The sequence below is a fragment of the Bariatricus sp. SGI.154 genome (assembly GCF_050313795.1).
Lineage (GTDB): Bacteria > Bacillota > Clostridia > Lachnospirales > Lachnospiraceae > CAMBRQ01.
This window is the reverse complement of the sequence record NZ_JBNPMC010000007.1, coordinates 1-20,807: the sequence shown is the minus strand read 5'-3', so window position 1 is coordinate 20,807 and position 20,807 is coordinate 1. Positions and strand designations below refer to the sequence as shown.

At 41.4% G+C, this 20,807-nt stretch carries 21 protein-coding genes; 4 read left to right on the top strand and 17 right to left on the bottom strand.

Annotation, left to right across the window (positions count from 1 at the left end; genetic code table 11):
• Positions 1–66 precede the first annotated feature (66 nt).
• Positions 67–786, bottom strand: a complete 720-nt coding sequence (locus ACQRBN_RS05180; protein ID WP_427737923.1) for a LytR/AlgR family response regulator transcription factor — start codon at positions 784–786, stop codon at positions 67–69.
• Positions 783–1,352, bottom strand: a complete 570-nt coding sequence (locus ACQRBN_RS05175; RefSeq protein WP_427737921.1) for a hypothetical protein — start codon at positions 1,350–1,352, stop codon at positions 783–785. Before ACQRBN_RS05175 ends, ACQRBN_RS05180 begins: the two co-directional genes overlap by 4 nt.
• 127 nt (positions 1,353–1,479) lie before the next feature.
• Between ACQRBN_RS05175 and ACQRBN_RS05170 the strand changes: the two genes are divergently transcribed.
• Positions 1,480–1,800, top strand: a complete 321-nt coding sequence (locus ACQRBN_RS05170; protein WP_427737919.1) for a helix-turn-helix domain-containing protein — start codon at positions 1,480–1,482, stop codon at positions 1,798–1,800.
• A 182-nt stretch (positions 1,801–1,982) separates the two neighbouring features.
• On the opposite strand, the gene ACQRBN_RS05165 is transcribed toward ACQRBN_RS05170, so the two are convergent.
• Together ACQRBN_RS05165 and ACQRBN_RS05160 are read right to left on the bottom strand one after the other, a co-directional pair.
• Entirely contained in the window at positions 1,983–2,414 is a 432-nt protein-coding gene (locus ACQRBN_RS05165; RefSeq protein WP_427737917.1) for a hypothetical protein, read from the bottom strand.
• Positions 2,415–2,478: 64 nt separating this feature from the next.
• Positions 2,479–3,342, bottom strand: a complete 864-nt coding sequence (locus tag ACQRBN_RS05160) for a DegV family protein (RefSeq protein WP_427737916.1) — start codon at positions 3,340–3,342, stop codon at positions 2,479–2,481.
• 228 nt (positions 3,343–3,570) lie between these two features.
• Between ACQRBN_RS05160 and ACQRBN_RS05155 the strand changes: the two genes are divergently transcribed.
• Positions 3,571–4,119: a TetR/AcrR family transcriptional regulator gene (locus ACQRBN_RS05155; protein WP_427737915.1), complete on the top strand. Its 549-nt coding sequence runs from the start codon at positions 3,571–3,573 to the stop codon at positions 4,117–4,119.
• Here the strand turns inward: ACQRBN_RS05155 and ACQRBN_RS05150 are convergent.
• On the bottom strand, positions 4,116–5,009 hold the full coding sequence (locus ACQRBN_RS05150; protein ID WP_427737914.1) for a DMT family transporter: 894 nt from the start codon (positions 5,007–5,009) through the stop codon (positions 4,116–4,118). The two genes, ACQRBN_RS05155 and ACQRBN_RS05150, sit on opposite strands and share 4 nt — an antisense overlap.
• A gap of 79 nt (positions 5,010–5,088) precedes the next feature.
• Complete coding sequence (locus ACQRBN_RS05145) at positions 5,089–5,880, bottom strand: MerR family transcriptional regulator (RefSeq protein ID WP_427737913.1); 792 nt, start codon at positions 5,878–5,880, stop codon at positions 5,089–5,091.
• A 78-nt stretch (positions 5,881–5,958) separates the two neighbouring features.
• On the opposite strand from ACQRBN_RS05145, the gene ACQRBN_RS05140 reads away from it, so the two are divergent.
• Positions 5,959–7,308, top strand: a complete 1,350-nt coding sequence (locus tag ACQRBN_RS05140; protein WP_427737912.1) for an MATE family efflux transporter — start codon at positions 5,959–5,961, stop codon at positions 7,306–7,308.
• A gap of 31 nt (positions 7,309–7,339) precedes the next feature.
• On the opposite strand, the gene ACQRBN_RS05135 is transcribed toward ACQRBN_RS05140, so the two are convergent.
• Positions 7,340–7,861, bottom strand: coding sequence for a very short patch repair endonuclease (locus ACQRBN_RS05135; RefSeq protein WP_427737911.1), 522 nt, complete (start codon positions 7,859–7,861; stop codon positions 7,340–7,342).
• A 124-nt stretch (positions 7,862–7,985) separates the two neighbouring features.
• Here ACQRBN_RS05135 and ACQRBN_RS05130 point away from each other — a divergent pair, with 124 nt between their 5' ends.
• Entirely contained in the window at positions 7,986–9,254 is a 1,269-nt protein-coding gene (locus ACQRBN_RS05130; protein ID WP_427737910.1) for a hypothetical protein, read from the top strand.
• 111 nt (positions 9,255–9,365) lie between these two features.
• On the opposite strand, the gene ACQRBN_RS05125 is transcribed toward ACQRBN_RS05130, so the two are convergent.
• The 10 genes from ACQRBN_RS05125 to ACQRBN_RS05080 all read right to left on the bottom strand — a co-directional run bounded on the left by ACQRBN_RS05125 (position 9,366) and on the right by ACQRBN_RS05080 (position 20,782).
• Positions 9,366–10,529: a DNA cytosine methyltransferase gene (locus ACQRBN_RS05125; protein ID WP_427737909.1), complete on the bottom strand. Its 1,164-nt coding sequence runs from the start codon at positions 10,527–10,529 to the stop codon at positions 9,366–9,368.
• Between the two features lie 57 nt (positions 10,530–10,586).
• Complete coding sequence (locus tag ACQRBN_RS05120; RefSeq protein ID WP_427737908.1) at positions 10,587–12,704, bottom strand: HaeIII family restriction endonuclease; 2,118 nt, start codon at positions 12,702–12,704, stop codon at positions 10,587–10,589.
• 52 nt (positions 12,705–12,756) lie between these two features.
• A complete protein-coding gene (locus ACQRBN_RS05115) occupies positions 12,757–13,227 on the bottom strand; it encodes a hypothetical protein (RefSeq protein WP_427737907.1) in 471 nt (156 codons plus the stop codon).
• A 106-nt stretch (positions 13,228–13,333) separates the two neighbouring features.
• Positions 13,334–16,090, bottom strand: a complete 2,757-nt coding sequence (locus tag ACQRBN_RS05110) for an NYN domain-containing protein (RefSeq protein WP_427737906.1) — start codon at positions 16,088–16,090, stop codon at positions 13,334–13,336.
• 99 nt (positions 16,091–16,189) lie between these two features.
• Entirely contained in the window at positions 16,190–17,125 is a 936-nt protein-coding gene (locus tag ACQRBN_RS05105) for a hypothetical protein (RefSeq protein ID WP_427737905.1), read from the bottom strand.
• Positions 17,126–17,128: 3 nt separating this feature from the next.
• The gene (locus tag ACQRBN_RS05100; RefSeq protein ID WP_427737903.1) at positions 17,129–17,932 is read right to left on the bottom strand and encodes an ImmA/IrrE family metallo-endopeptidase; all 804 of its coding nucleotides are present in this window, start codon (positions 17,930–17,932) and stop codon (positions 17,129–17,131) included.
• 3 nt (positions 17,933–17,935) lie between these two features.
• Positions 17,936–18,301: a helix-turn-helix domain-containing protein gene (locus tag ACQRBN_RS05095; protein ID WP_427737902.1), complete on the bottom strand. Its 366-nt coding sequence runs from the start codon at positions 18,299–18,301 to the stop codon at positions 17,936–17,938.
• Positions 18,302–18,512: 211 nt separating this feature from the next.
• Positions 18,513–19,124, bottom strand: a complete 612-nt coding sequence (locus tag ACQRBN_RS05090) for a DUF4143 domain-containing protein (protein ID WP_427737901.1) — start codon at positions 19,122–19,124, stop codon at positions 18,513–18,515.
• A gap of 123 nt (positions 19,125–19,247) precedes the next feature.
• Positions 19,248–19,802 (bottom strand): prolyl-tRNA synthetase associated domain-containing protein, encoded by a 555-nt coding sequence (locus ACQRBN_RS05085; protein WP_427737899.1) that lies wholly within the window; start codon positions 19,800–19,802, stop codon positions 19,248–19,250.
• Positions 19,803–19,813: 11 nt separating this feature from the next.
• Positions 19,814–20,782 (bottom strand): Gfo/Idh/MocA family protein, encoded by a 969-nt coding sequence (locus ACQRBN_RS05080; RefSeq protein WP_427737981.1) that lies wholly within the window; start codon positions 20,780–20,782, stop codon positions 19,814–19,816.
• Positions 20,783–20,807 lie beyond the last annotated feature (25 nt).

Below are 20,807 nucleotides of genomic sequence, written 5' to 3'. Positions count from 1 at the left end.
TCTGGTACACCAGCCAGACTTCCCATATGGATGTTGCAGCCAAAACACCTTGCAATACCACTTCTCTCATTCCTGATTCCTCCAGTATTGGCTGATCTGCTCCTTCACTTTCATTATCTGTGCCCGGCTGATCGTTACCCTTTCATTTCCCTCAAGATAGATGGTATTCCCTCTTACTCTTATAATGTGATTCATATTCACTATGTAACTCCGGTCTGCCAATATAAATATGTCACTATCTAGTTCTTTCAGGAGCCGACTGATCGTTATCCTCTCCCTACAAACATCATCCACCATAACATATTCGACGTATTTTGAAGCCTTCGCCTTTCGAATGCAGATGATATCCTTATAATAGATCTTTCTTCGATCCAGGTTCGTACCAATCCAACGATACTCTTTGCTTTCCCGAATCGTTCTATGGATCAGCCCCCGCATGACCACCGGAAGCCTGTAGTCCATATCTTCCTTCATGATATATTGATATGCATCCAGTCTGTAACTTTCTGCAGCAAAATCTGAATGCGAAGTCAGAAATATCAGATACATCTCCGGGTATTTTTCTCGCACGACCCGTCCTAACTCCACGCCGCTTATCCCCGGAAGTTCTATATCTGTCAAAAGGATATCACACCCACAACCCTTCTCCAGATAATCCAGGAATCCCTCCGCCTTTGTATACTGCATAATCTCTATTTCTACCGAAGGATCTGCCGATGACTCTATACATTGATACGTCATCTCCCGCATCTTCTTCTCATCTTCCACAATCGCAATCTTTATCATAAGTACCGCTCCTCAGACAAAACATAATATCGATTCTCATTTATATTATGAAACACTGTTTCTTCTTTATTGACGTAGAGTTTAAACGTTTTTTCCCACAATATATGATCCGCATCCTGCTTTATAACCTTTCCACAGTGATATATATACTCTCCCTCTTTTCCATTTGATACCTTATCCATAATGTCTTCCACCGCATCCCCTACCCTCATGGAATGCAATACCGGATTCCATCTGCCCAATAATTGGCTTATTTTTACTTTCGTTAGCGGTACCTTGGTACAACGCCATTTTTTTTTAGGAAATACCTCTTCAATATCCATTTTCAAATACTTCAATATTATATTGAATTCTGTTTCTCCACTTTCATAGGGATAGCCTAACTCCAAATACGCATAGATATGCCAAACTGCTTTTTGCAGATAACGAATATCCTCGGTTACCTCATATCTTTCTCGCAGCCAGGAAATACTCTCCTTTAAGACCTCTTTGCTCGACAATCCAAGGCTCTCGATATTTCCAACTCCCAATTTAATGCTCTCAACTTCAACTATATTATATATCATCGTACTATGCCATCCTTTTATCTTTACAGCGCGCCAGGATTTACTATTTGTAAACCGATTGCATATTAGTAAATTTCTATTTTTTACCTCTACTGTTACAATATAGGTGAAGGAGTTTGATATCATTATGGAAATCGGAGAACGAATCAAATATTTACGGGAGTCGCAAGGCATGACTCAGAAAAAACTGGCTGATTCAATTCATATCTCTCCAAGTCTTATGAATCGAATTGAAAAGGGATCTTCGAATCCGAGCCTGGAATGTATTTGCAATATTGCCAACGCACTACAGCTTGCACCACAGGATATTCTATGTGATATCTTTGTTTATCCCGATAAAGAACTTACTACCTCAGAGCAGATTAAAATTGTTGTTGAAAAATTCCCCCTCAAACGGCAGGAAGAATTTCTTGAGGTACTAAAACTTTTATCTTCTCACCTGAATTGATTATAGCATAATTCAATTTTTTAAGTATCATTGACCATAAATAGTATGATTTCTGACCATTGATTAAGTAATCAACAAAAGAAACGCACTCCGAAGTGTTGTGATATTTCACCTGTCTACTTGACAATGGGCATATCATACTCTCTTCTGAGTGCGTTTTATATCCCTCTATTCTACTCTACCTATAAGAATTCCTTCAATTCCTCCCGGAGTTTCTCCTCACACTTCACCAGTTTCTTCGCAAGCGCAATACTTTCATGCGACGCCTCCGGACACTTATTGATACATTCGCTAATGGACTGAATTCCCATGTTGCAGCCCTCTGTCAATAGTTTCGCAACCTGCGAATTATCATCCTTGATCAGAAGTTTCATCTCTGTAGTAATCCAGGAAAATGCCGTTGCCACCTTATCCGGTCCCTTAATCTCTCCGCCACTTTTTACCAACAGTTCTGCGGCTTCCTCTCCCAGTTTCTTGTGCTGGTCCTTAGAATCCTCAAGAAGTCTTCCCATCTTGGCATTCATAACAAAATCTTTCAGCCGATCCATGCTACCTACCGCCATTTTGCATCCCGAATTACATTCTTCCAATAAAGTAACTGTCTGTTTCTCCATATTCCATGCCCTCTTTTCTACATTTTTCCTTAGTATGCAGAAAATCAGGCTAAAATATGTATCCCTACTTTCGAACCACAAGCCCGGTACCGATTGCTCCCGGTCCTGTGTGACATGCGATGCTGAATGACAGCGGATTATAATGAACTTTTACCTGCGGAAATGCTTCTCTTAACTCATTCGTCCATTCTTCTTCCTCTTCTTTGGTAAGCCCTGCACCGGCAGCAGCAATCACCACTTTACTCATATCTGCATCCCGGAATCTGGTTTCCAGGTCTTGCTTGAGTCCTTCTATCATCTTATGTTTGCCTTTTTTCATTCCGCGCACTTTTGCAAATGCATCCAGACGCTCTCCCTGTATGGTAAGCACCGGCTTAATGTTCAGGACTGCTCCAAGAGCCGCTCCGGCAGGCGTAACCCTTCCTCCTTTTTTCAGGAATTCCAGCGTATCAACCGTAATATAGATACTGGAATCATAGGCTCTTGCCTCCAGATCCTCCTTAATCTCTTTTGCAGAAGCGCCCTCCTGCGCAAGTTCTCTTGCTTCCAGGACAGATTCACGCAAGGTTACAGATATCCTATGATTATCTGCCACCTGCACTTTTCCATCGTAATCCATCGACAGTCCAATCGCCGTTTCACAAGAATTACTCAGACCGCTGGACATCGGTATGTAGACCAGATCTTCGTAACCCATCTCAAGAATCTCATCCCACATATCCAGCACATCTCCCGGAGATGGCTGTGATGTGGATACATCCTTTCCAGACTTAAGGCCATCATAAAACATCTCCTGTGTCAGATCTGTACCCTCAAAGCAGATCTCCCCATCAATAATCACAGGCATCGGCATTAGGAATATTCCCAGTTCATCCGCCTCCGCTTTCGTAATTCCACTATTGCTATCTGTCATAACAGCTGTCTTCATATGTGCATATCCTCCTTCATCTGCGCGTCATCCTTCATCTGCGCATCATCTTTCATCTCCGCATCATCCTTCATCTCAAATCGCATACCTATCACGCAAATATCATCCTTTTTCTTCTTGCGATATCTTTCAATTATACTTATAATCAAGTGTGACAAATTGTAACATTTTAAAATCACAAATTCAATATTGTATCCGTCAACTGTTACAAATCAGGGGGTTTTGTTCATGAATAAAAATCGAAAGAATCAAGCGAATGCACTAGCCAGAGAATGCATGGTTACTGCTCTGATACAATTATTAAAGGAAAAGCCACTCTCTGCCATATCCGTCTGCGAACTCACTGAGAAGGCAGGCGTCTCAAGGATGACGTATTATCGCAATTACCACTCCAAAGAAGATATCTTCTCTACTTATCTGGAAGACATCTTAATCGGTTACCAAGAAGAAGCCAGGCAACTGCCTTTGAATACACAATGCTACGAATCCGCTCATATGCTCCATTGCTTTTCTTATTTTGAAAAGCACAAGGAATTCCTCGACAGCCTGTTTCAAAGCGGACTAGGTCATATGCTTCTGACTTCCATCAGCAAATATGTACTTGAGATGTGGCATGCTCCGGAAGATGGCATCGAACACTATTACGGTCTGCAGGCATTCGCAGGCGCACTATACAACCTGTATATCTCCTGGGCATCAAATGGAATGAGAGAAACTCCCGAAGAATTAACAAAGATCCTGGAGAAGATCCTTCTTACAATCCGCAATCACAATTAAGAAGTCTCTCTGTCGGGCATACTCATCAATGTCAATGCTACAATTGTAAGCACCAGACCAATAAGGGATAAGGCCGTCGGGATTTCTGAATAAAACACCGCGCCGAATACCATCGCCGCTACAGGTTCACCTGCTGCCAAGATGGATGCCTTCCCTGCTTCAACATATTCCAGCGAAACCGTGTAAAGTACATACGGAAGAACCGAAGTGCAAAGAGAATGCAGAAGCATGAACAACACAAATCTTCCGCCTCCCTCTGATACAGCTATACCAACACCTTTCCAATCCGTCAGGGGAAGCAGAACAAGCATCACCATAACCAGACAATAGAACGTAATTGTCAATGCATGATATCCTTTTCCCATAGCAATCTTCGTAAATATACTGTACAACCCATAGAAGAATGCCCCTGCCCCTCCAATCAGGATTCCAGCCGCCGTCCACTTCATCCCGGAGCTAGTTTCCAGCACACCGCTCGCCAAGATGCAACCTGCGAGCGCCATGCACATACAGACGGTCTTCTTCCAGGTAATCTTCTCCCGGAATAAAATCGCCGCCAGAAATAATACAAATATCGGCGACAAACTTAACAGAACTGCTGCCAGCGACAACGTCAACTGTTCGATTGCTTCATTATAACAGAGGTTTAGACCAAACATCCCCACTATGCCGCCCGCTATAAATATCCATAATTCTCTGATTTTAATCCTGAATAGCGATCTGTCCAATAAGGAAATCCCAATCCAAAGAATCACAACCGCTGCCACGACTCTGGTAGATACAATCGTATAACTGTTCATTCCTATTTCACCCAGTTGTCGCACGAATAACCCGGCACTGCCCCACATAATACCTGATAGCACAGGCATGATAAACGCTAATTTCTTCATCGTATGTTTCCTCTCATTATTTCTTTAGCTGCACTATTTCTATCGTTCTAATTATATGATACAAATAAGATGACTTCCGTTATTCTACTCTGACCTGAAGTTCCGTTATATGTTCCTCTTCCACCCCGGATACGTGGATGTCCACCCAAAGAATCTCATATACGTCACTTACGATCCTATAGCCTTCATCTCTTGCGTGCGAAAAAAGCCTCGGCAAAAACTGGTAATTCTGCTCACAATTGCCACGGTAACTGATAGTCAGATAATCCCCGCCCTTAATCACCGTATCACCTTCTTCATCAATCATGAATACTCCCGTGTATTCCCGACACCTGCCATTTCCGGCACTTTTTGCAGGAATGATCGAACCGATATGATTGCTTCCTATAATATACAATTTCTCCGGATTCCTGTTCAGAAGCTGCTTAATCAGCACATCCATCTCCTCATCCTGCTCATATCCTTCATCAATATAATGACAATTCCTATCGGGTATCTTGCAGAAATGAACCTTCCCCATCTCTTTTTCTTCACATTGATTCAGCATCTGTATTCTTTCTTCTACATTCTTCTGAAGTACTTTAAGTTTCTTCTGTTTTTCTTCAATCATCTGAAACTCATCCTGCAAAAGATCTTTGGTTCTGCTCACAGTGTGGTTCTTAAGATATGTGCCAATCTGTTCCATAGAAAACCCCAGTTCCCGCAGTTCCCGTATTACGTTCAATCTCCAGATATCGTCCGTATGATAGAGCCGGTATTGGTTCTCACCGCGTTTCGGCTTTAAGATGCCAAGTTTCTCATAATAACGCAGAGAGTCCGTTCCGATATGATACAATTCAGATATCTCACCAATCTTAAAATATTTTTTCATTCCATTTCTCCTAATTCGCTCTTGACCTTGGTATTATACCAAGGTTTAGAATAGAACACAATAAGGGAGGTTTTATTTATGAAGTTAGAAGGAAAATCATTAAAGCATGATTTCTTTCGTTTTATTATTCCGTCACTCATCGCACAGTGGGTCTACGCACTTTATACCATGATTGATGGATTGTTTGTCGCCAGAGGCGTATCCGAACTGGCTCTGTCAGGCGTGAATATCGCAATGCCTTTTGTGACTTTGCTTTTTTCTATTGCTTTATTATTCGCAGTCGGTTCATCCACGATTATTGCAATCTATCTCGGAGAACAGCAGGATACGAAAGCACGCGAAGTATTTACCCAGAACATTCTGACCGTAATGATTGTCTCTATCCTGACAACCGTAATCGTCTTATGGAAATCCAGAGATATCGCAATCTTCCTGGGTGCCACAGACCTTACGATTGAATACGTTCAGACTTATCTCAACACGATTGCCTGCTTTAGCATCTTCTTTATCTGTTCTTATTCGTTGGAAGTACTGATTAAGACGGATGGATATCCGATGAAGGCGACGATTATCGTTACAACCGGCGCAGTACTGAACTGCATCCTTGATTATCTGTTCGTAATGGTATTCCACAAGGGCGTATGGGGTGCGGCATTTGCTACAGGGTTGTCGCAATTATGTGTGGTCCTCTTGTACCTGACGCATTTCTGCAGCAGTAAGACGCATATGAAACTGGTAAGATTCACACCTTCACTGTCTCTGCTGTGGCGAACCATAAAGATCGGGCTTTCCTCCGGCATTACCGAATTCTCCGCGGGAATTGTCATCTTCTTATTCAACCATGCGATACTGGCATACCTTAATGAAGAAGCCATTGTAAGTTATACGATCGTAACCTATGTAAGCACGATTATCGTAATGTCTATGGCAGGAATCGCCCAAGGCATACAGCCATTGGTCAGTTACCATTATGGCAAAAAGGCACCCGACAATTATCATCGGCTGCTGAAATATGCGCTTTATTTCGGAACAGCATTCTCGGTTGCTGCTTTTATCATATCCAGAATCATCGCAAGCCCGCTGGTGAATCTGTTCATATCACCGGAACTTACACAGTTGCGGATGGATTCTGTAAGAGTGTTCTACACATTCTCTTACTCCTTCCTGATCTGTGGATTCAATATTATTATCGGCGGATTCTTTACTGCGATCGAGTATCCTAAGTCCGCCATGGCAGTCTCGCTTGGCAGAGGATTTGTCTTTGTTGCCGTAAGCCTTCAGGTGCTGACCCGTTTATTCGGGGGAGATGGAATCTGGTGGGCGGCTACGCTGGCGGAAGGGATGTGTCTGGTTCTTACTTTGGGGTTATTTGTGTATTATAAACACCACTCCTCTAATGAAAATATTGGGGCGGAGATTCGAAAGTAATCTCCGCCTCGAAAATATTTATCCATCTTTTCTACCTACAGGATCTGCCACCGGCAGTTCCCTTAGGATGCTTTGGCAACTCATAGTTCATCTCGCTTTCATCCAACTCTATCTCCAATTCACTCTCTTCCCATTTCATCTCATCTATCACTTCTTCAATTGTCCTGACGCATTCGTCCAGATTCTTCTGGATATCTTTCCCCCAGAACCGAATCACCGTCCACCCTTCGAACAACAGTCTTTTATTCACCTCTTCATCCCTCTGCCGATTGCGGGATATCTTCGGTATCCAATAGTCCGGGTTCTTGCCTTTTGCTAATCTCGGCTTTAATATCTCCCAGTCTTTTCCATGGAAGAACTCGCCGTCGCAAAATATTGCTATCTTATATTTTGTCAGAACTATATCCGGTTTCCCGATTAACCGGTCATAATTCTTCCTATAGCGATACCCTTTCTCCCATAGTGCTTTCCTTAATTGCACCTCTATCTTCGTATTCTTTCCCTTGATACGCTGCATCGTCTTGCGGCGCTGCTCTTCACTTAAGACATCCACGACATCACTTCCTCGAATCGTAAAATCTATTCCCCTTAGCAACAATATGCTGTATAATCAATTATAACAAATTTGACCAGAGATTTCATATTTTTTATCAATTACAGCACAGGAGATGAAACCTATGATAGGAAAAACAATCGTGGAACAGGTAGACAAAGACGGGGACATCTTTTTAGGGTGTGATTATAGCCTTACAAGGAAAGAAATATTTCTTGCATTAACACGCTATTTCCCACACATAGATCTTAGCAAAGATGGACGTATCGTCGGTGAATACCGTGGACATGCATATTCTATTCGCATTAAGAATATCACGTATCTTGGCAATCCACATCCCGCCTATAAGAAACGGATACAAATACCGAATGATCTACAGGATTTTTACGATATGTCCATTATGCACAATATGACACCTTTGCTTCTGGGAATCTATAGTTCACCGGATGGGCTTACCTTATTCTGCGATTTTAATATTGAAGATTTCGTGAATAAGAAAGCGAATAATTCTTCCGCACATGTCTATACCAGCGATATGAGCAGCGCAGTCACGGATGGGATCTTTCAGAAGATTGATTTCATGGGGAACCGAATCACCGTATTTCATCCCGACTATGTCTCCACTTTTTTGGATGATAAATTCAATATTGCAGAGGATTCATCCGCAGAAAATCATATCTTATCTGCACCACCTGCTATACAGGCGCCCGGAAGCAGCGCCCCTGTCAGATCATCGGTAATGACACCGGAGATTCGGAATATTATCGCTGATTTCTTCAGGCAGATTCCAAAGAGATGGAATGGTATAGATTGCTATACAGAAATGATTGCAGACAACTATAGAAACAAGTATCAACCCGAATGGGCAGGGTTCTATCTCGAATATTTATTCGAAAAATATCTTTCTCGTAATTCACTGCATAGTTTGATTCGATATGAGCAGAACAAAAAGAAAGATGGAATCGACCTCGACCTGTTCTTCCCGCCATTATCAGACTACGGAGATCTGAAGGCACATAGTGATAACTCACCCGGAATCCAGGGCAATGACTGGAGCACAATATTCAATATCCTTAACCAGACAGACTATGACCATCACATCTACTACATCGTCTGCGAACATACAACATACAAAGACAGCGGGTTCAATTATGAGGTTACACAGTTTTGGAATCGCGTCCAGAACAAGGATAACCCGATGAGTTATCACAAGCGGATGAAGCATCATATCGATTTGAAGAAAGTCTACATACTAGATATCAATAATTCAAACAAGCAATTCCTCGGTATGTTCAAACAAGGCGTTAACAGCAACGGGAAACTGCGAGAGCCAAAGATTATGATTGATCACAAAGTATTAGATGAGTTCGTGATAGAGACCATTGAACTATAACCTACAGGACCTGCCACTGGCAGTTCCCTCCGGATGCTTTGACAATTCTAAATGGCGGCAATACTGCCGCCATTTTTCTATCCAGGAATCCTTCTGTACTCCTCACACTTGTCACAACTGAAACAACTTTTTCGCACACTCTTCAATCACCGTCACATTCACGCTATTGCCATACTGCTTATATGCCTGCGCGTCCGACGGATTAGATATGAATTCCTTCGGGAAACTCTGAAGCGCTGCTGCTTCTTCTACCGTCATTCTCCTTCTATATCTTCCAATCACCGGAATCTGAACGATTGCAACCAATGCCGGAAAACACGTCGGAACCTTCACCCGAACGCCAGATGGTCTGAACTGTATCACGCCTTCCCATATGGTATCGATATTCGTTCCCGCCTGCCACTCCATCTTTCTTTGTGTTGGAGTAAAGTTCTTTAGATCATCATATTTTTCAAACCACTGATCTATAAATGCTTTATTATTCTGATATAATTGAATATTCTTATTTACAAATTCCTGCTTCCACTTAGGGAATTCTTCCGGCGCTTTCTCATATCGGAAGAACTCGGACCAGATAGGGAATCCTATGACCTTCATATCTATCCCATGATAGAATTCATCCCACGCATTAAGAACCATCTCTTCGTGGTCAGATATGTAATATTTCTCATCCACTTTCTGATCTGTAATCACATCATATATCGAATTCTGCTCTTTTTTCAGCACATCCGGAAAAACAATATCCAACGGTTCGTCTACACGATTAGGCTCGTATTTTCCAAGGATAACAACCCTTTCTCTAAGTTGCGGCACTCCGAAATGATGCGGGCTCAATATCAACGGCTTTTCCGTCAGCCGGTATCCTAATTTCTTTAAGACGCCACGAATAACCTTCCATGTATTCCCATGATCATGCGACACCAGATTCCTTACATTCTCCAACACGATATATGGCGTATGGTGATATTTCAAAATACGCTCAATCTCAAAAAATAACGTTCCTCTGGTCTGATCATCCAAGCCCTCCTGTTTTCCCGCTTTGCTGAATGCCTGACAAGGGAATCCCGCACACAGTACATCATGCGGCGGAACCTCCTTCTCATCTATACTTCTTATATCACAATCCGAATTCATCTTATAATTCTCATAGTATGTCTCAATACAATATCGATCAATCTCCGAGGCAAATACGCACTGTCCTCCCAGTCTTGTCATAGCCTGATGAAACCCACCGATCCCCGAGAACAAGTCTATAAAATTAAATGGTTTCTTCATATTCCTGCTCCTTCTACTTATCCAGAACAAATATTCATTAAAGATATCTTTAACATCTTAACAATCCAACTCTTCCCAGCGTAAAATATAACCGTTAAGTCTTCTAGGCTGCGCTTTTATCTGAACATCAAACTTCAACGAGGTTTTTCTTATCTTAGCATCCGCGTTATGCAATCTCATCGAAATGATCCATTGATCAAAATAAATTTCCAATGTCGTTTTGCTCCCCGGTTTCATTCTGACTTCTACAATCTCTTCCGGCAGACTTATAAATTTCACTGCCTGATTATTCTTATGCCCCTGATAAGAATTCATAAGCGAGCCATGCATATTATATGGATATATTTTTGTCGATTCTGTCTTTGTATCCTTAATAATTTTGTAAAAATCATAATTTCCAAACATATACTCAAAAAGCAGCCTGGCAAATTCTTTCGCCTCTTTTTTTCTATCGACTGTTGCTTCTGCTTCTATCTTCCCCAATCTTTCAATCTCTTCTACAAAGAGTTTCACAATAGGATAGTATATCGTTTCTTTTTTTTCTTCTACCTCAGACCATCTTTTAAATCGACTTGCATAATCTTCTATCATTGTTTGGATTTTTTTCATTTCAGTTATAAATCTATCACTGCAATGATATTTACCAGTCCAATCAAACGCAAAATCCAACTTTTCTGTAATTCTGGGATGCTTCACAGCCTCATGGTTATTTTTACAACTAATCCCTATTTCACCAACTTTTTCAATATGCTCACTATCCGAATAAATAGCAAAACCTATATCTCTGACATCCCCATGAACTCCTGCAGAATCTGGCAATGCTCTAAATACGCCATACAGCCCCCTGGGATTCTGTAATATTGGTTCTGCCTTATACAAATATAACGCAGCTACCCTTGCAGCCCGGTTATAAGGATTCTTCATAATCTCTATATGAAACTGATCATCCTCACTCTCATCTTCTTCATCCCATCCTCTTACTATCTCATAAGCCCTTGCTATACTATTATAATTCTTATCATCTTTAATCTCTAACTGCGATTTCTCCCATCCCTTTTCCTGCAAAATGTTATAAGTCTCGATTAAAGTTGCATACTCAAATGCTTTACCGGAAATCACGGTATTATTAATCCTCTTATCACTTTTTTTTCCATAACATTCATCTTCCGGATTTTCAAAATTGAGAAATGGGCGCAAATCCTCAACTGTAAGAATTGTTTTCACTTCTACAGCAATTGCTTCTGCTAATTTAACCGGAACCGCATTTCCAATCTGCTTATATTTACTATCCAGATTTCCGCAAAACACCATGCCTTTTGGAAATGTTTGAATAGCCGCGGTTTCTTTGTAACTCAAACGCCGATTATGATTCCCTATAAATTCAAACTGATCAACACCCACATACTTCATCCCATCAGAATCAGGACTTAGCGCAACTTGCTTTGCCATTGCAGGTATCGTAAAGGACACATCATCAAACCCTCTTTTTCTATTCCGCGACATATACCTTGACGAAAATGGCGCCTGACATACGTCATTCATACCTACCGGTTCCAGATCTTTCAATGCCTTTCCCAAGGTTACTACTTCTAGACTCCCTTCCGGAAATCTATATGCTCCGCCGTTACAGATATCATTCCTAATTCCAATAAACAACACTCTCATACGATCCTGCGGCACACCAAAATTTTTAGCATTGATTGTCGGTGCTGACACCGTATAATCCAACAAAGAAAAATCTTCTAATATTTTCTTAAATACGACTCCGCCACCTAACGTCTTGATCCCAATTACATTCTCAGCCACAAAAACTTTTGGTCTTTTAATCCTAACCAATTCTACAAAATGCTGATATAACACATTTCTCGAATCATCAACCTGCCTTGGACCTGCCAGCGAAAATCCCTGACATGGGAATCCGCCTAATATAACATCTATCTTTACCCCTGGTAATATCGACTTAAGATCAACCTTCGCAATATCTCCACACACTATCTCCGTACGCTCTTCGATCTTCTTTCTCGTTCCATCAGCATTATAATTAGCCCACAGATCATATGTATCACACGCATCTTTATCAAAATCATTCGCCCACAATATATCGAATCCTTTATTGTGAAATCCCATATCCAAGCCCCCCGCACCGGAGAACATTGAAATCACTTTAAATCCCATATATCGACCTCCACTTAATAATTCTTTATTCCCAATATTGGTTTAATAATATTTATACAAATATCCAATCAGTACTTCCTATCATCGCCATATCTACCTCGCTTTTACAAGCATTACGAACTATATTCTTTATGAGATAAATATCTTGATATTTTAACTGTGGAAATACAAATATTTCTGTTGCTGTACACGCAACAATTCCTTCATAATGGTTCTTAACACAACTTTTCTTCACCCAAAATCTAAATCTTTCCATAGGCATATCCCTGCCTGTACCTTTTGAAAAGACTAACAAATTACATTTTTTTAAGTTCTTCCAATTATATTCCTCTAATTCATTGAGCCAACATTCTTGAACCTTTTTCACATTTTTACTTATAAGGCATACTCTAATCTCTCTTTCTATACTTCGAAAAGTGTTCTCTATCGTTTCTATCAAACTTGCATTTCCTAACATTACATAGTCTTTATGAATTTTCCCCTCTCGTAATATAACTAACGCCTTTTTCATATATTCTTTCATGCCAAGACCATCTCCCCATATCCATTATAGAACATCTGTTCTGCAATTTCAATCAAAACCTATTCGTTTTACAACTACAGAATATACTTTGGTTTCCTGCCCTTTACTAATTATTTCCAATCCTTTTCTTCCTCCCCAGTCTCACATCTTCCATCTCTTCCGCCAGTTTTTCATCCATGTGATCGAACAGATAATTCTTGCCAGTCTCTCTGCGGCTTTCATACTCTTCCCGGATCTGGCGCCTTACAATCTCATACTCCTCCCTGAATTCCCGCGAGGAGATCAGCGTGCCGCCCTGACCCAAAGTGACAACCTGCTCAACTCCGTCGGATGTCACAACCGTCACATGATACTTCTTCCCTATATGATGTACGACTTTCTCGATATACTGGTCAGCCGTCTCCGCCTCCTTGGTATAGACCACATGGATATTGTGATACTTCTGAATCTCTAACGCATAGCCGTCTACCTTATACGCATCAAATACCAGAATCACGATACACTTCTTGAACCCCTGATAGTTACTGAGAATATCCATCAGTTTATTTCTTGCCGCTTCGATATTGTCCTGTGCCAGTTCTTTCAGATCATCCCAGGCAAATATAACGTTGTAGCCGTCTACCAGCAGATATTCCTGTACTGGTTCTTCCTTCTTTTGTGCTCTTCTCTTCGTCTCGCCATTTACCGTCTTAGAAGCAGGACTTAATCTTCGCTCGATCTTCCCATAAGTACGGATAAATATCTCTTCTAACTCTTTCTCTTCTTTATAACTTAAAGATGGCTGGATGTTTCTTTTCTGAGCAAGCGCCTTTGCTCTCGCTGCCAGCATGTCTCCTTGCTCTGTATACTCTGTCTCAGACTCCTTTTGCAGCTGACTCTCAATATGCATATACTCAAGCACCTGATCCCAAGGAACAACAAAACCAGCGCCATGAGAACAGAATACTGACCCGGTCGGGTTATCCAAATCCCGCTGCGGATCATATCCACTTGCTTCTATCACCTCTTCTGCATTATGACAAGGCTCATATCCCTTAAAAGTGCAGCTAAGTCTGCCTCGTCCTCTCGTATAACTATTGACTTCCATCTGGTAATCCCGCATAGTCGCTACCGGAACACTTCCCGTCAAAATAGATATTTCTCCATCTGTTTCCGGAGGCTCAAACTCACCGGACATCTTCTGAATATCAATCATGGCACGTCCAACCATCTCAGACGGAAGTTCCAGACGGTATTCATAATATGGCTCTAACAGCACATTCTCTGCCTGCATCAATCCCTGACGGACTGCCCGGTATGTAGCCTGCCGGAAATCTCCACCTTCCGTATGTTTCAGATGTGCCCGTCCGGCAGTTAATGTAATCTTCACATCCGTAAGATGTGCTCCTGTCAATACGCCTCTGTGCTCTTTCTCTGCCAGATGCGTCAATATCAGACGCTGCCAGTTCTTGTCCAGCATATCCTCACTGCAATCAGTATCCAACACCAGACCACTTCCCGGTTTTCCGGGCTCTAACAAAAGATGCACCTCCGCATAATGACGAAGCGGTTCAAAATGACCTACACCTTCTACCGTATTTTTAATCGTTTCTTTATATACTATATTACCGGTGTCGAATGTCACTGCTACATGAAAACGCTCCTGAATCAGGCTCTGCAGTATCTCAATCTGCACCTCGCCCATGATCTGCGCATAGATCTCACCCAATTCCTCATTCCACACAATCCGAAGCATCGGATCTTCTTCCTCCAACTGACGCAGATTGCGAAGCATCGTGTGAGCATCACATCCTTCCGGCAGTCCGATCCGATAATTTAAGACTGGTTCCAGAACCGGTGCCTGAGATTCTTTTTCTACTCCAAGCCCCTCCCCCGGATAAGTATAATTCAAACCGGTAACTGCACAGATACTTCCCATTTCCGCTTCCTGCACAGTTTCGTATTTTTCTCCGGAATAGATGCGGATCTGATTGACCTTTTCTTCCCAGTGCTCTTCCGCATCCGCTTCATTTGCCAGAATATCTTTCACTTTCAATGCTCCACTGGTCACCTTAAGATGGGTCAGGCGGTTACCCTGAGCATCTCTGGAAATCTTGTATACCTTTGCGCCAAATCTGTCCTCTGTCGCTCCCTTTGGATGCTTTGCCAACTTACAACCGGCCTTCTGAACTGTATATTTCCTAAGACCAGCCATGAATTCCTGCACTCCCTGAAGTTTCAGCGCAGAGCCAAAATAGCAAGGATAAGCCTTTCTCTTTTCAATCAGCCGGATCATCGTCTCTACACACAGTTCCCCACTTTGCAGATACTCATCCAAAGCCGCATCCTCACACATAGCCAGATTCTCAAAAAGTACACTTTCATCCTCATCAAATGCAATACATCCCTCATCCAGGCTGATCTTCAGTTCTCGAAGCAGACGTTCTCTGTCCGTCCCCTCCTGATCCATCTTATTAATAAATAGGAAAACCGGGATACGATAACGGCGAAGCAGATTCCAGAGCGTACGAGTATGCCCCTGCACACCGTCCATTCCACTAATTACGAGGATTGCATAATCCAAAACCTGTAAAGTACGTTCCATCTCTGCGGAGAAGTCTACGTGCCCTGGGGTGTCCAGAAGTGTTACTTTCTTATCACCAAGTTCGAACACTGCCTGCTTGGAGAAAATGGTGATCCCTCTGTTTCTCTCCAATTCATAAGTATCCAGATATGCGTTCTTGTGGTCTACACGGCCAAGTTCTCTGATCTTGCCGCTAAGATACAGCATACTCTCCGATAATGTTGTCTTGCCGGCATCCACATGGGCGAGAATGCCCACGCAGATATGCTTTTTTTGCTTGTTCTCTGATATATCTTCCATTATAATTCCTCTTCTTTTATAGAGATTCATCTTACAGTGGGCATACGCGTTTTTGACCTACAGAACTTGCCACTGGCAGCCCCTCCGAATGCTTGGCAACTAAAATATAATATGTATTGCATTCGGAGTCATTATTAGATCTGCAAGTTCATCACAACTTGTAGATATTTCATTTGTCCGCAGATCATAATTTCGCGTCCCCAATACCACAATGTTTCCATTACTTCCCACACTCAGAATTGCTTTCATGCATTCTTTATCTGTCAAAATGTTTTCCGCATACATAAATGGCACTAATTTGGGCGTGCTAAATATTATAATTTTCTTCCCTCTATGCTGATCTGATGTTCTTTGGAATAGCGTATCAATCTTACTTCCGGCGCTTTTATCATCTGTAATTACGCAGAACTTTCCGTCATCCTCACCAGGAATATGTGATAAAATATGTAGGCAGATCGCCAACATCTCTTCGCCCAAATTATCGTCTGATTCCTTATTATTTCTGACTGTTTCAAAGAATCGCTTGTATATTCCTCTATTTTCAGAGTTTTTCCCTTTGATAACCTCATCACATAAATCAGCATTTTGATCAAAAGTTTCGGTAATTGTACTTACCGGGCTTTTTATCATTCTCACAGCCCATATTAGATAACTGTTAATTGCCGCGTTTGTACCAAAACACATATCCATTATTGCAAATAAGTCTTCCTCATACATAATCAGGACATTGATACCAAAAGTTTTTATGTCCTTTATATATTGAATGTATTCTTGATTCAATATCCCACTGTATGATGCCAATTCCATTAATATACATCTGGTGATAACGACAATTCCATCTTGCCTTTTCATATATTCAAGCAAACACTCGGACTCTCGGGCATCCAGATTCGCATGTCTTCTGAATGAGCACGCATCATAGAAATAGCACCTTTTCCTTCTATAAATCTCCGCAACAATTGTACTTGTATCTATGATCACAAAGGATTCTATCTTATCGAAATTATGGGGAGTATCTGTATAAACAGTTGCCATATACTACTCCCCCTTTATTTCAGAATATAATATCCGCATATTTCTGATTACCTTTTTTAGCGTTCTTTCATTCAGATAGGAATCTTTGATGTATTCTCTTCCAAACTGGTTCACTATACTCTCCAGATGAGCATAATCATCTTTCTTGGTTGCTTCCAGAATACTATAATCCAGCCAAAGTTCTACAAACTTCTCTCTAATAGTTTCACAATCCATATTGAAAAATTCTTCTGAAATGCTGTTCGATTCGGTTAAACCCAACTCATTACATCGAATAAGAACAGACATATACGGCACTTCATAATAATTCATTAAGCGAACCATGGTATCCAGTTCATTCCCTTTAGAATCAGTCTTAAACTTGTGATACATAAGTCTAAAACTTGTCTCTGGCATCAGGATCATTCCAGCGAATAGATTTGCAGCAAACTCATCTTCATACTCATAATAATGATCATTTGCAAATTCTACCCTGGGTTTGAATTCACCTTTTTGAAAATACACATGATAAATCTCATGGCATATGGCAAAATTTACATTCACTTTAGGCAGTGAAGTATTAAGCACAATATACCCCAGCGCATCACCTTTGTAACAAAGAGCACCTATTTCTTCGTCTGCAAAAGGAATCTCCAGGACAAGATATCCTCTTCTTAAAAAAAAAGTTCTTACAATCTGCAGAATATTTAACACTTCTTTATCACTACTCATTCCAACCAGAGAATAGAATTTTCTCACTTTAGATTCAATATCATCTTTATTTGAATCGCTATACTCAATTATCTTTCTAAAACGACTTATATTCATGCACTACTCCCTAGATATATTTAAAAAACGACCTTTTGCACTCATAACTTCATCAATATTTTCCATTAGTTGGAATAATTTAGTAGCAATTTCCTCCTGCCGCTCTGTTGGCTCACCTGCATAAAAGGCAATCTTCTCAGGTGCCAAACTATTAATATTGGGTACACGAAAAGAATCCGTTAAGAAGAACTCTATTTTCTTTCCTAATGCATTTGCAATTTTCTCCATATCTGTACTGCTTATATCCTGAGTTCCAGTCAAGATGCGTGATAACTTTTTTGTATCAATTCCAGCCTTCATACTGATATATGTCTGCTTAATTTTCATCTGCGACAGGTAAGCATTTACATTATCAATGTACTTTGTCATGTTACCCACTCCTTTTCTTTTTACATTGGCAGTTTGTTATTCTCTCTACTATATATTATTATACTTATTTTGAACAACGATGCAATGCATTTATCTCATGAAATAAGATTTCTCGCCTTTTTCTTACATTCTTTATTCATCTTATTCTCAATTTTCTCCACTAAGTCCCAAAAGGGCTGATTTTTGCCGCAATTTGTTACTTTTACACTTTTTATAAAAAACACGTCATATACACCGGCAAGCAGATAATATCTCCATCCTTCTTCATATCTTTCGTATATATCAAATATCTCCGCAGAATTCTATCCGAAAACTTTTTCGTAAACGCATCCAAAGACGCATGTGTCTTATACCCGAAAGACTTAACTTCCAGCGGACATATTTTATTCTTCCTTGCCAGCAGAAAGTCAACCTCATAATTATGTCTGGAAGTTTTGTTCATGAATGTGTGATAAAACAATTCATTTCCATTGGCTGTCAGCGTCTGGGCAACTACATTTTCATAAAGATACCCCAGGTTAGCATTAACTTTGTCACTCAGAAGTTTTTCATAAATTATATTTTCAGTAAAATCTCTGTCTTTAAACATCAATGTAGTAAACAATCCTGTATCGCATAAGAACAATTTAAACCTTGCCAAATCTTTATTATTGGACATCCCTGCGTTCGGATCATTGGAATGATACGATACCAGAACGGTCTTGGAATCCTTTAATTCAGCAATCAATTCCAGGATGCCATCTGCCCTTTCCCCCTCTAATACGCTGGAGACCTGATATCTTGAAGCATTCTTGTTTAACTGTGCAGGAATTGCATCAAACAAAATCGCAGTTTTTTTGAAGATTAATTTTAGGATAACGAGGATATTTAAAAGCCCCTTCCCGTAATCTATGGTTCAATCGCCAAATTACAGAAAGGGGCAAATCTCAACACCTGTTTATCTAATTCACTCACCAACACGATCACCACTCAGCCTGACCGTTATATAATCATGATGCACCGCCTCCAAGAATCTGCCGAATGCATCCTCCGTCCGAAGTTTCATACTGGAAGTATTCACACAAGGATGACACCCGAATTCCTCATCCTTCAGCACTTCTTCATCCACCAGTAACTGCACCCGGTTCTCTGTATCGTACATCAACGCCATAATCGTTGCCGACCCCGGCGTTACATTCAGATACTCTTCCATGTCCTCGCCCGAGGCAAAGGACAGTCTCGATGTCGGGATCTGTTTTGACAATTCCTTCGTCTTAAGAGCCTTTCTTCCAGGCATAACAAGCAGATAATACGCCGTCTTCTGTCGATTACATAAGAACAGATTCTTACATATCTCAAGCCCCAGAATCTTATCCACATCCAGACATGCCTCTATCGTGAAAGCCGCCTCGTGGTCCGTACGGTAATAAGGGATATCCAGAGAATCCAGCAGATCATATACCTTTATTTCCTTTTCCTCGCGCCCTTCTGTATGTGCAGGGCGCCCTTCATATAATTCCATTTTTTTCTCCTCTATTCACAAGGGAACTTCATACCCCAGTCTGCCCGGATACCATCCATCAGACGCATTACCCGCAGGATCTCGCTATGAGGCATCTCTTCACACTCAACCTTCCCCTCTTCAATTGCCTTGATACAGGAAAGCACTTCGTATTCATATCCATTAATCTGTTCCGGCACCACATACCATGCAGTCATATAGCGATCCAGGTCGAATACGCGGATCTCTTCACAATTGTTGATGTTCTGAACTTCAATATATCCCTTATCTCCGTGGATGACTCCCTGGCGGTCTGTCAACGCCAGCATATTGCTGTGCAGAACTGCCATCTTGCCGCTTTCAAAAGTCAACGTAATACTGTTACTCCAATCGACTCCCTTCGGTGACATCACCGCCGCAGACATCACTTCTTTCACCTCTTCATGGAACACCATCAATGCAAAATTAATCGGATAGACTCCCAGATCCAGAAGCGCGCCGCCTGCAAGCGCCGGACTTTGCATACGCTCTTTATGCGGAAGCACATAACCTAAGTTCGCCGTCAGCGAAGTCACCTCGCCGATCACGCCACTGGCAATCAGATCATCGATCATCTTCCGGCTTGGCATATAGCGTGTCCAGATCGCCTCTGCCAGCAGAAGCCCTTTTTCATGTGACAATTTGATCAATTCCTCCGCCTGAATTGCATTGACCGTGAATGCCTTCTCCACCAGAACATGTTTCCCATGCTCTAAGCACATCTTCGCATATTCATAATGATGGGAATGCGGAGTTGCCACATATACCAGTTCCACCTGCGGATCGTTAAGCATCTCCTCATAAGAACCATAGGCTTTTTCGAATTTCCAGCGATCTGCGAACTCTTTCGCTCTTCCGTAATCTCTGGATGCCACTGCATAACGTTCCACCTGCGGCAGACCTGCTACTGCCTGCGCCATTTTATGAGCGATACCGCCTGGTGCTAAGATTGCAAATTTCATCATTCATTTCCTCCTATTCCATAAA

Coding starts and splice junctions, on each gene's coding strand:
- ACQRBN_RS05180 (WP_427737923.1), bottom strand. CDS start 786: ATGATAAAGATTGCGATTGTGGAAGATGAGAAGAAGATGCGGGAGATG.
- ACQRBN_RS05175 (WP_427737921.1), bottom strand. CDS start 1,352: ATGATATATAATATAGTTGAAGTTGAGAGCATTAAATTGGGAGTTGGA.
- ACQRBN_RS05170 (WP_427737919.1), top strand. CDS start 1,480: ATGGAAATCGGAGAACGAATCAAATATTTACGGGAGTCGCAAGGCATG.
- ACQRBN_RS05165 (WP_427737917.1), bottom strand. CDS start 2,414: ATGGAGAAACAGACAGTTACTTTATTGGAAGAATGTAATTCGGGATGC.
- ACQRBN_RS05160 (WP_427737916.1), bottom strand. CDS start 3,342: ATGAAGACAGCTGTTATGACAGATAGCAATAGTGGAATTACGAAAGCG.
- ACQRBN_RS05155 (WP_427737915.1), top strand. CDS start 3,571: ATGAATAAAAATCGAAAGAATCAAGCGAATGCACTAGCCAGAGAATGC.
- ACQRBN_RS05150 (WP_427737914.1), bottom strand. CDS start 5,009: ATGAAGAAATTAGCGTTTATCATGCCTGTGCTATCAGGTATTATGTGG.
- ACQRBN_RS05145 (WP_427737913.1), bottom strand. CDS start 5,880: ATGAAAAAATATTTTAAGATTGGTGAGATATCTGAATTGTATCATATC.
- ACQRBN_RS05140 (WP_427737912.1), top strand. CDS start 5,959: ATGAAGTTAGAAGGAAAATCATTAAAGCATGATTTCTTTCGTTTTATT.
- ACQRBN_RS05130 (WP_427737910.1), top strand. CDS start 7,986: ATGATAGGAAAAACAATCGTGGAACAGGTAGACAAAGACGGGGACATC.
- ACQRBN_RS05125 (WP_427737909.1), bottom strand. CDS start 10,529: ATGAAGAAACCATTTAATTTTATAGACTTGTTCTCGGGGATCGGTGGG.
- ACQRBN_RS05120 (WP_427737908.1), bottom strand. CDS start 12,704: ATGGGATTTAAAGTGATTTCAATGTTCTCCGGTGCGGGGGGCTTGGAT.
- ACQRBN_RS05115 (WP_427737907.1), bottom strand. CDS start 13,227: ATGAAAGAATATATGAAAAAGGCGTTAGTTATATTACGAGAGGGGAAA.
- ACQRBN_RS05110 (WP_427737906.1), bottom strand. CDS start 16,090: ATGGAAGATATATCAGAGAACAAGCAAAAAAAGCATATCTGCGTGGGC.
- ACQRBN_RS05105 (WP_427737905.1), bottom strand. CDS start 17,125: ATGGCAACTGTTTATACAGATACTCCCCATAATTTCGATAAGATAGAA.
- ACQRBN_RS05100 (WP_427737903.1), bottom strand. CDS start 17,932: ATGAATATAAGTCGTTTTAGAAAGATAATTGAGTATAGCGATTCAAAT.
- ACQRBN_RS05095 (WP_427737902.1), bottom strand. CDS start 18,301: ATGACAAAGTACATTGATAATGTAAATGCTTACCTGTCGCAGATGAAA.
- ACQRBN_RS05085 (WP_427737899.1), bottom strand. CDS start 19,802: ATGGAATTATATGAAGGGCGCCCTGCACATACAGAAGGGCGCGAGGAA.
- ACQRBN_RS05080 (WP_427737981.1), bottom strand. CDS start 20,782: ATGAAATTTGCAATCTTAGCACCAGGCGGTATCGCTCATAAAATGGCG.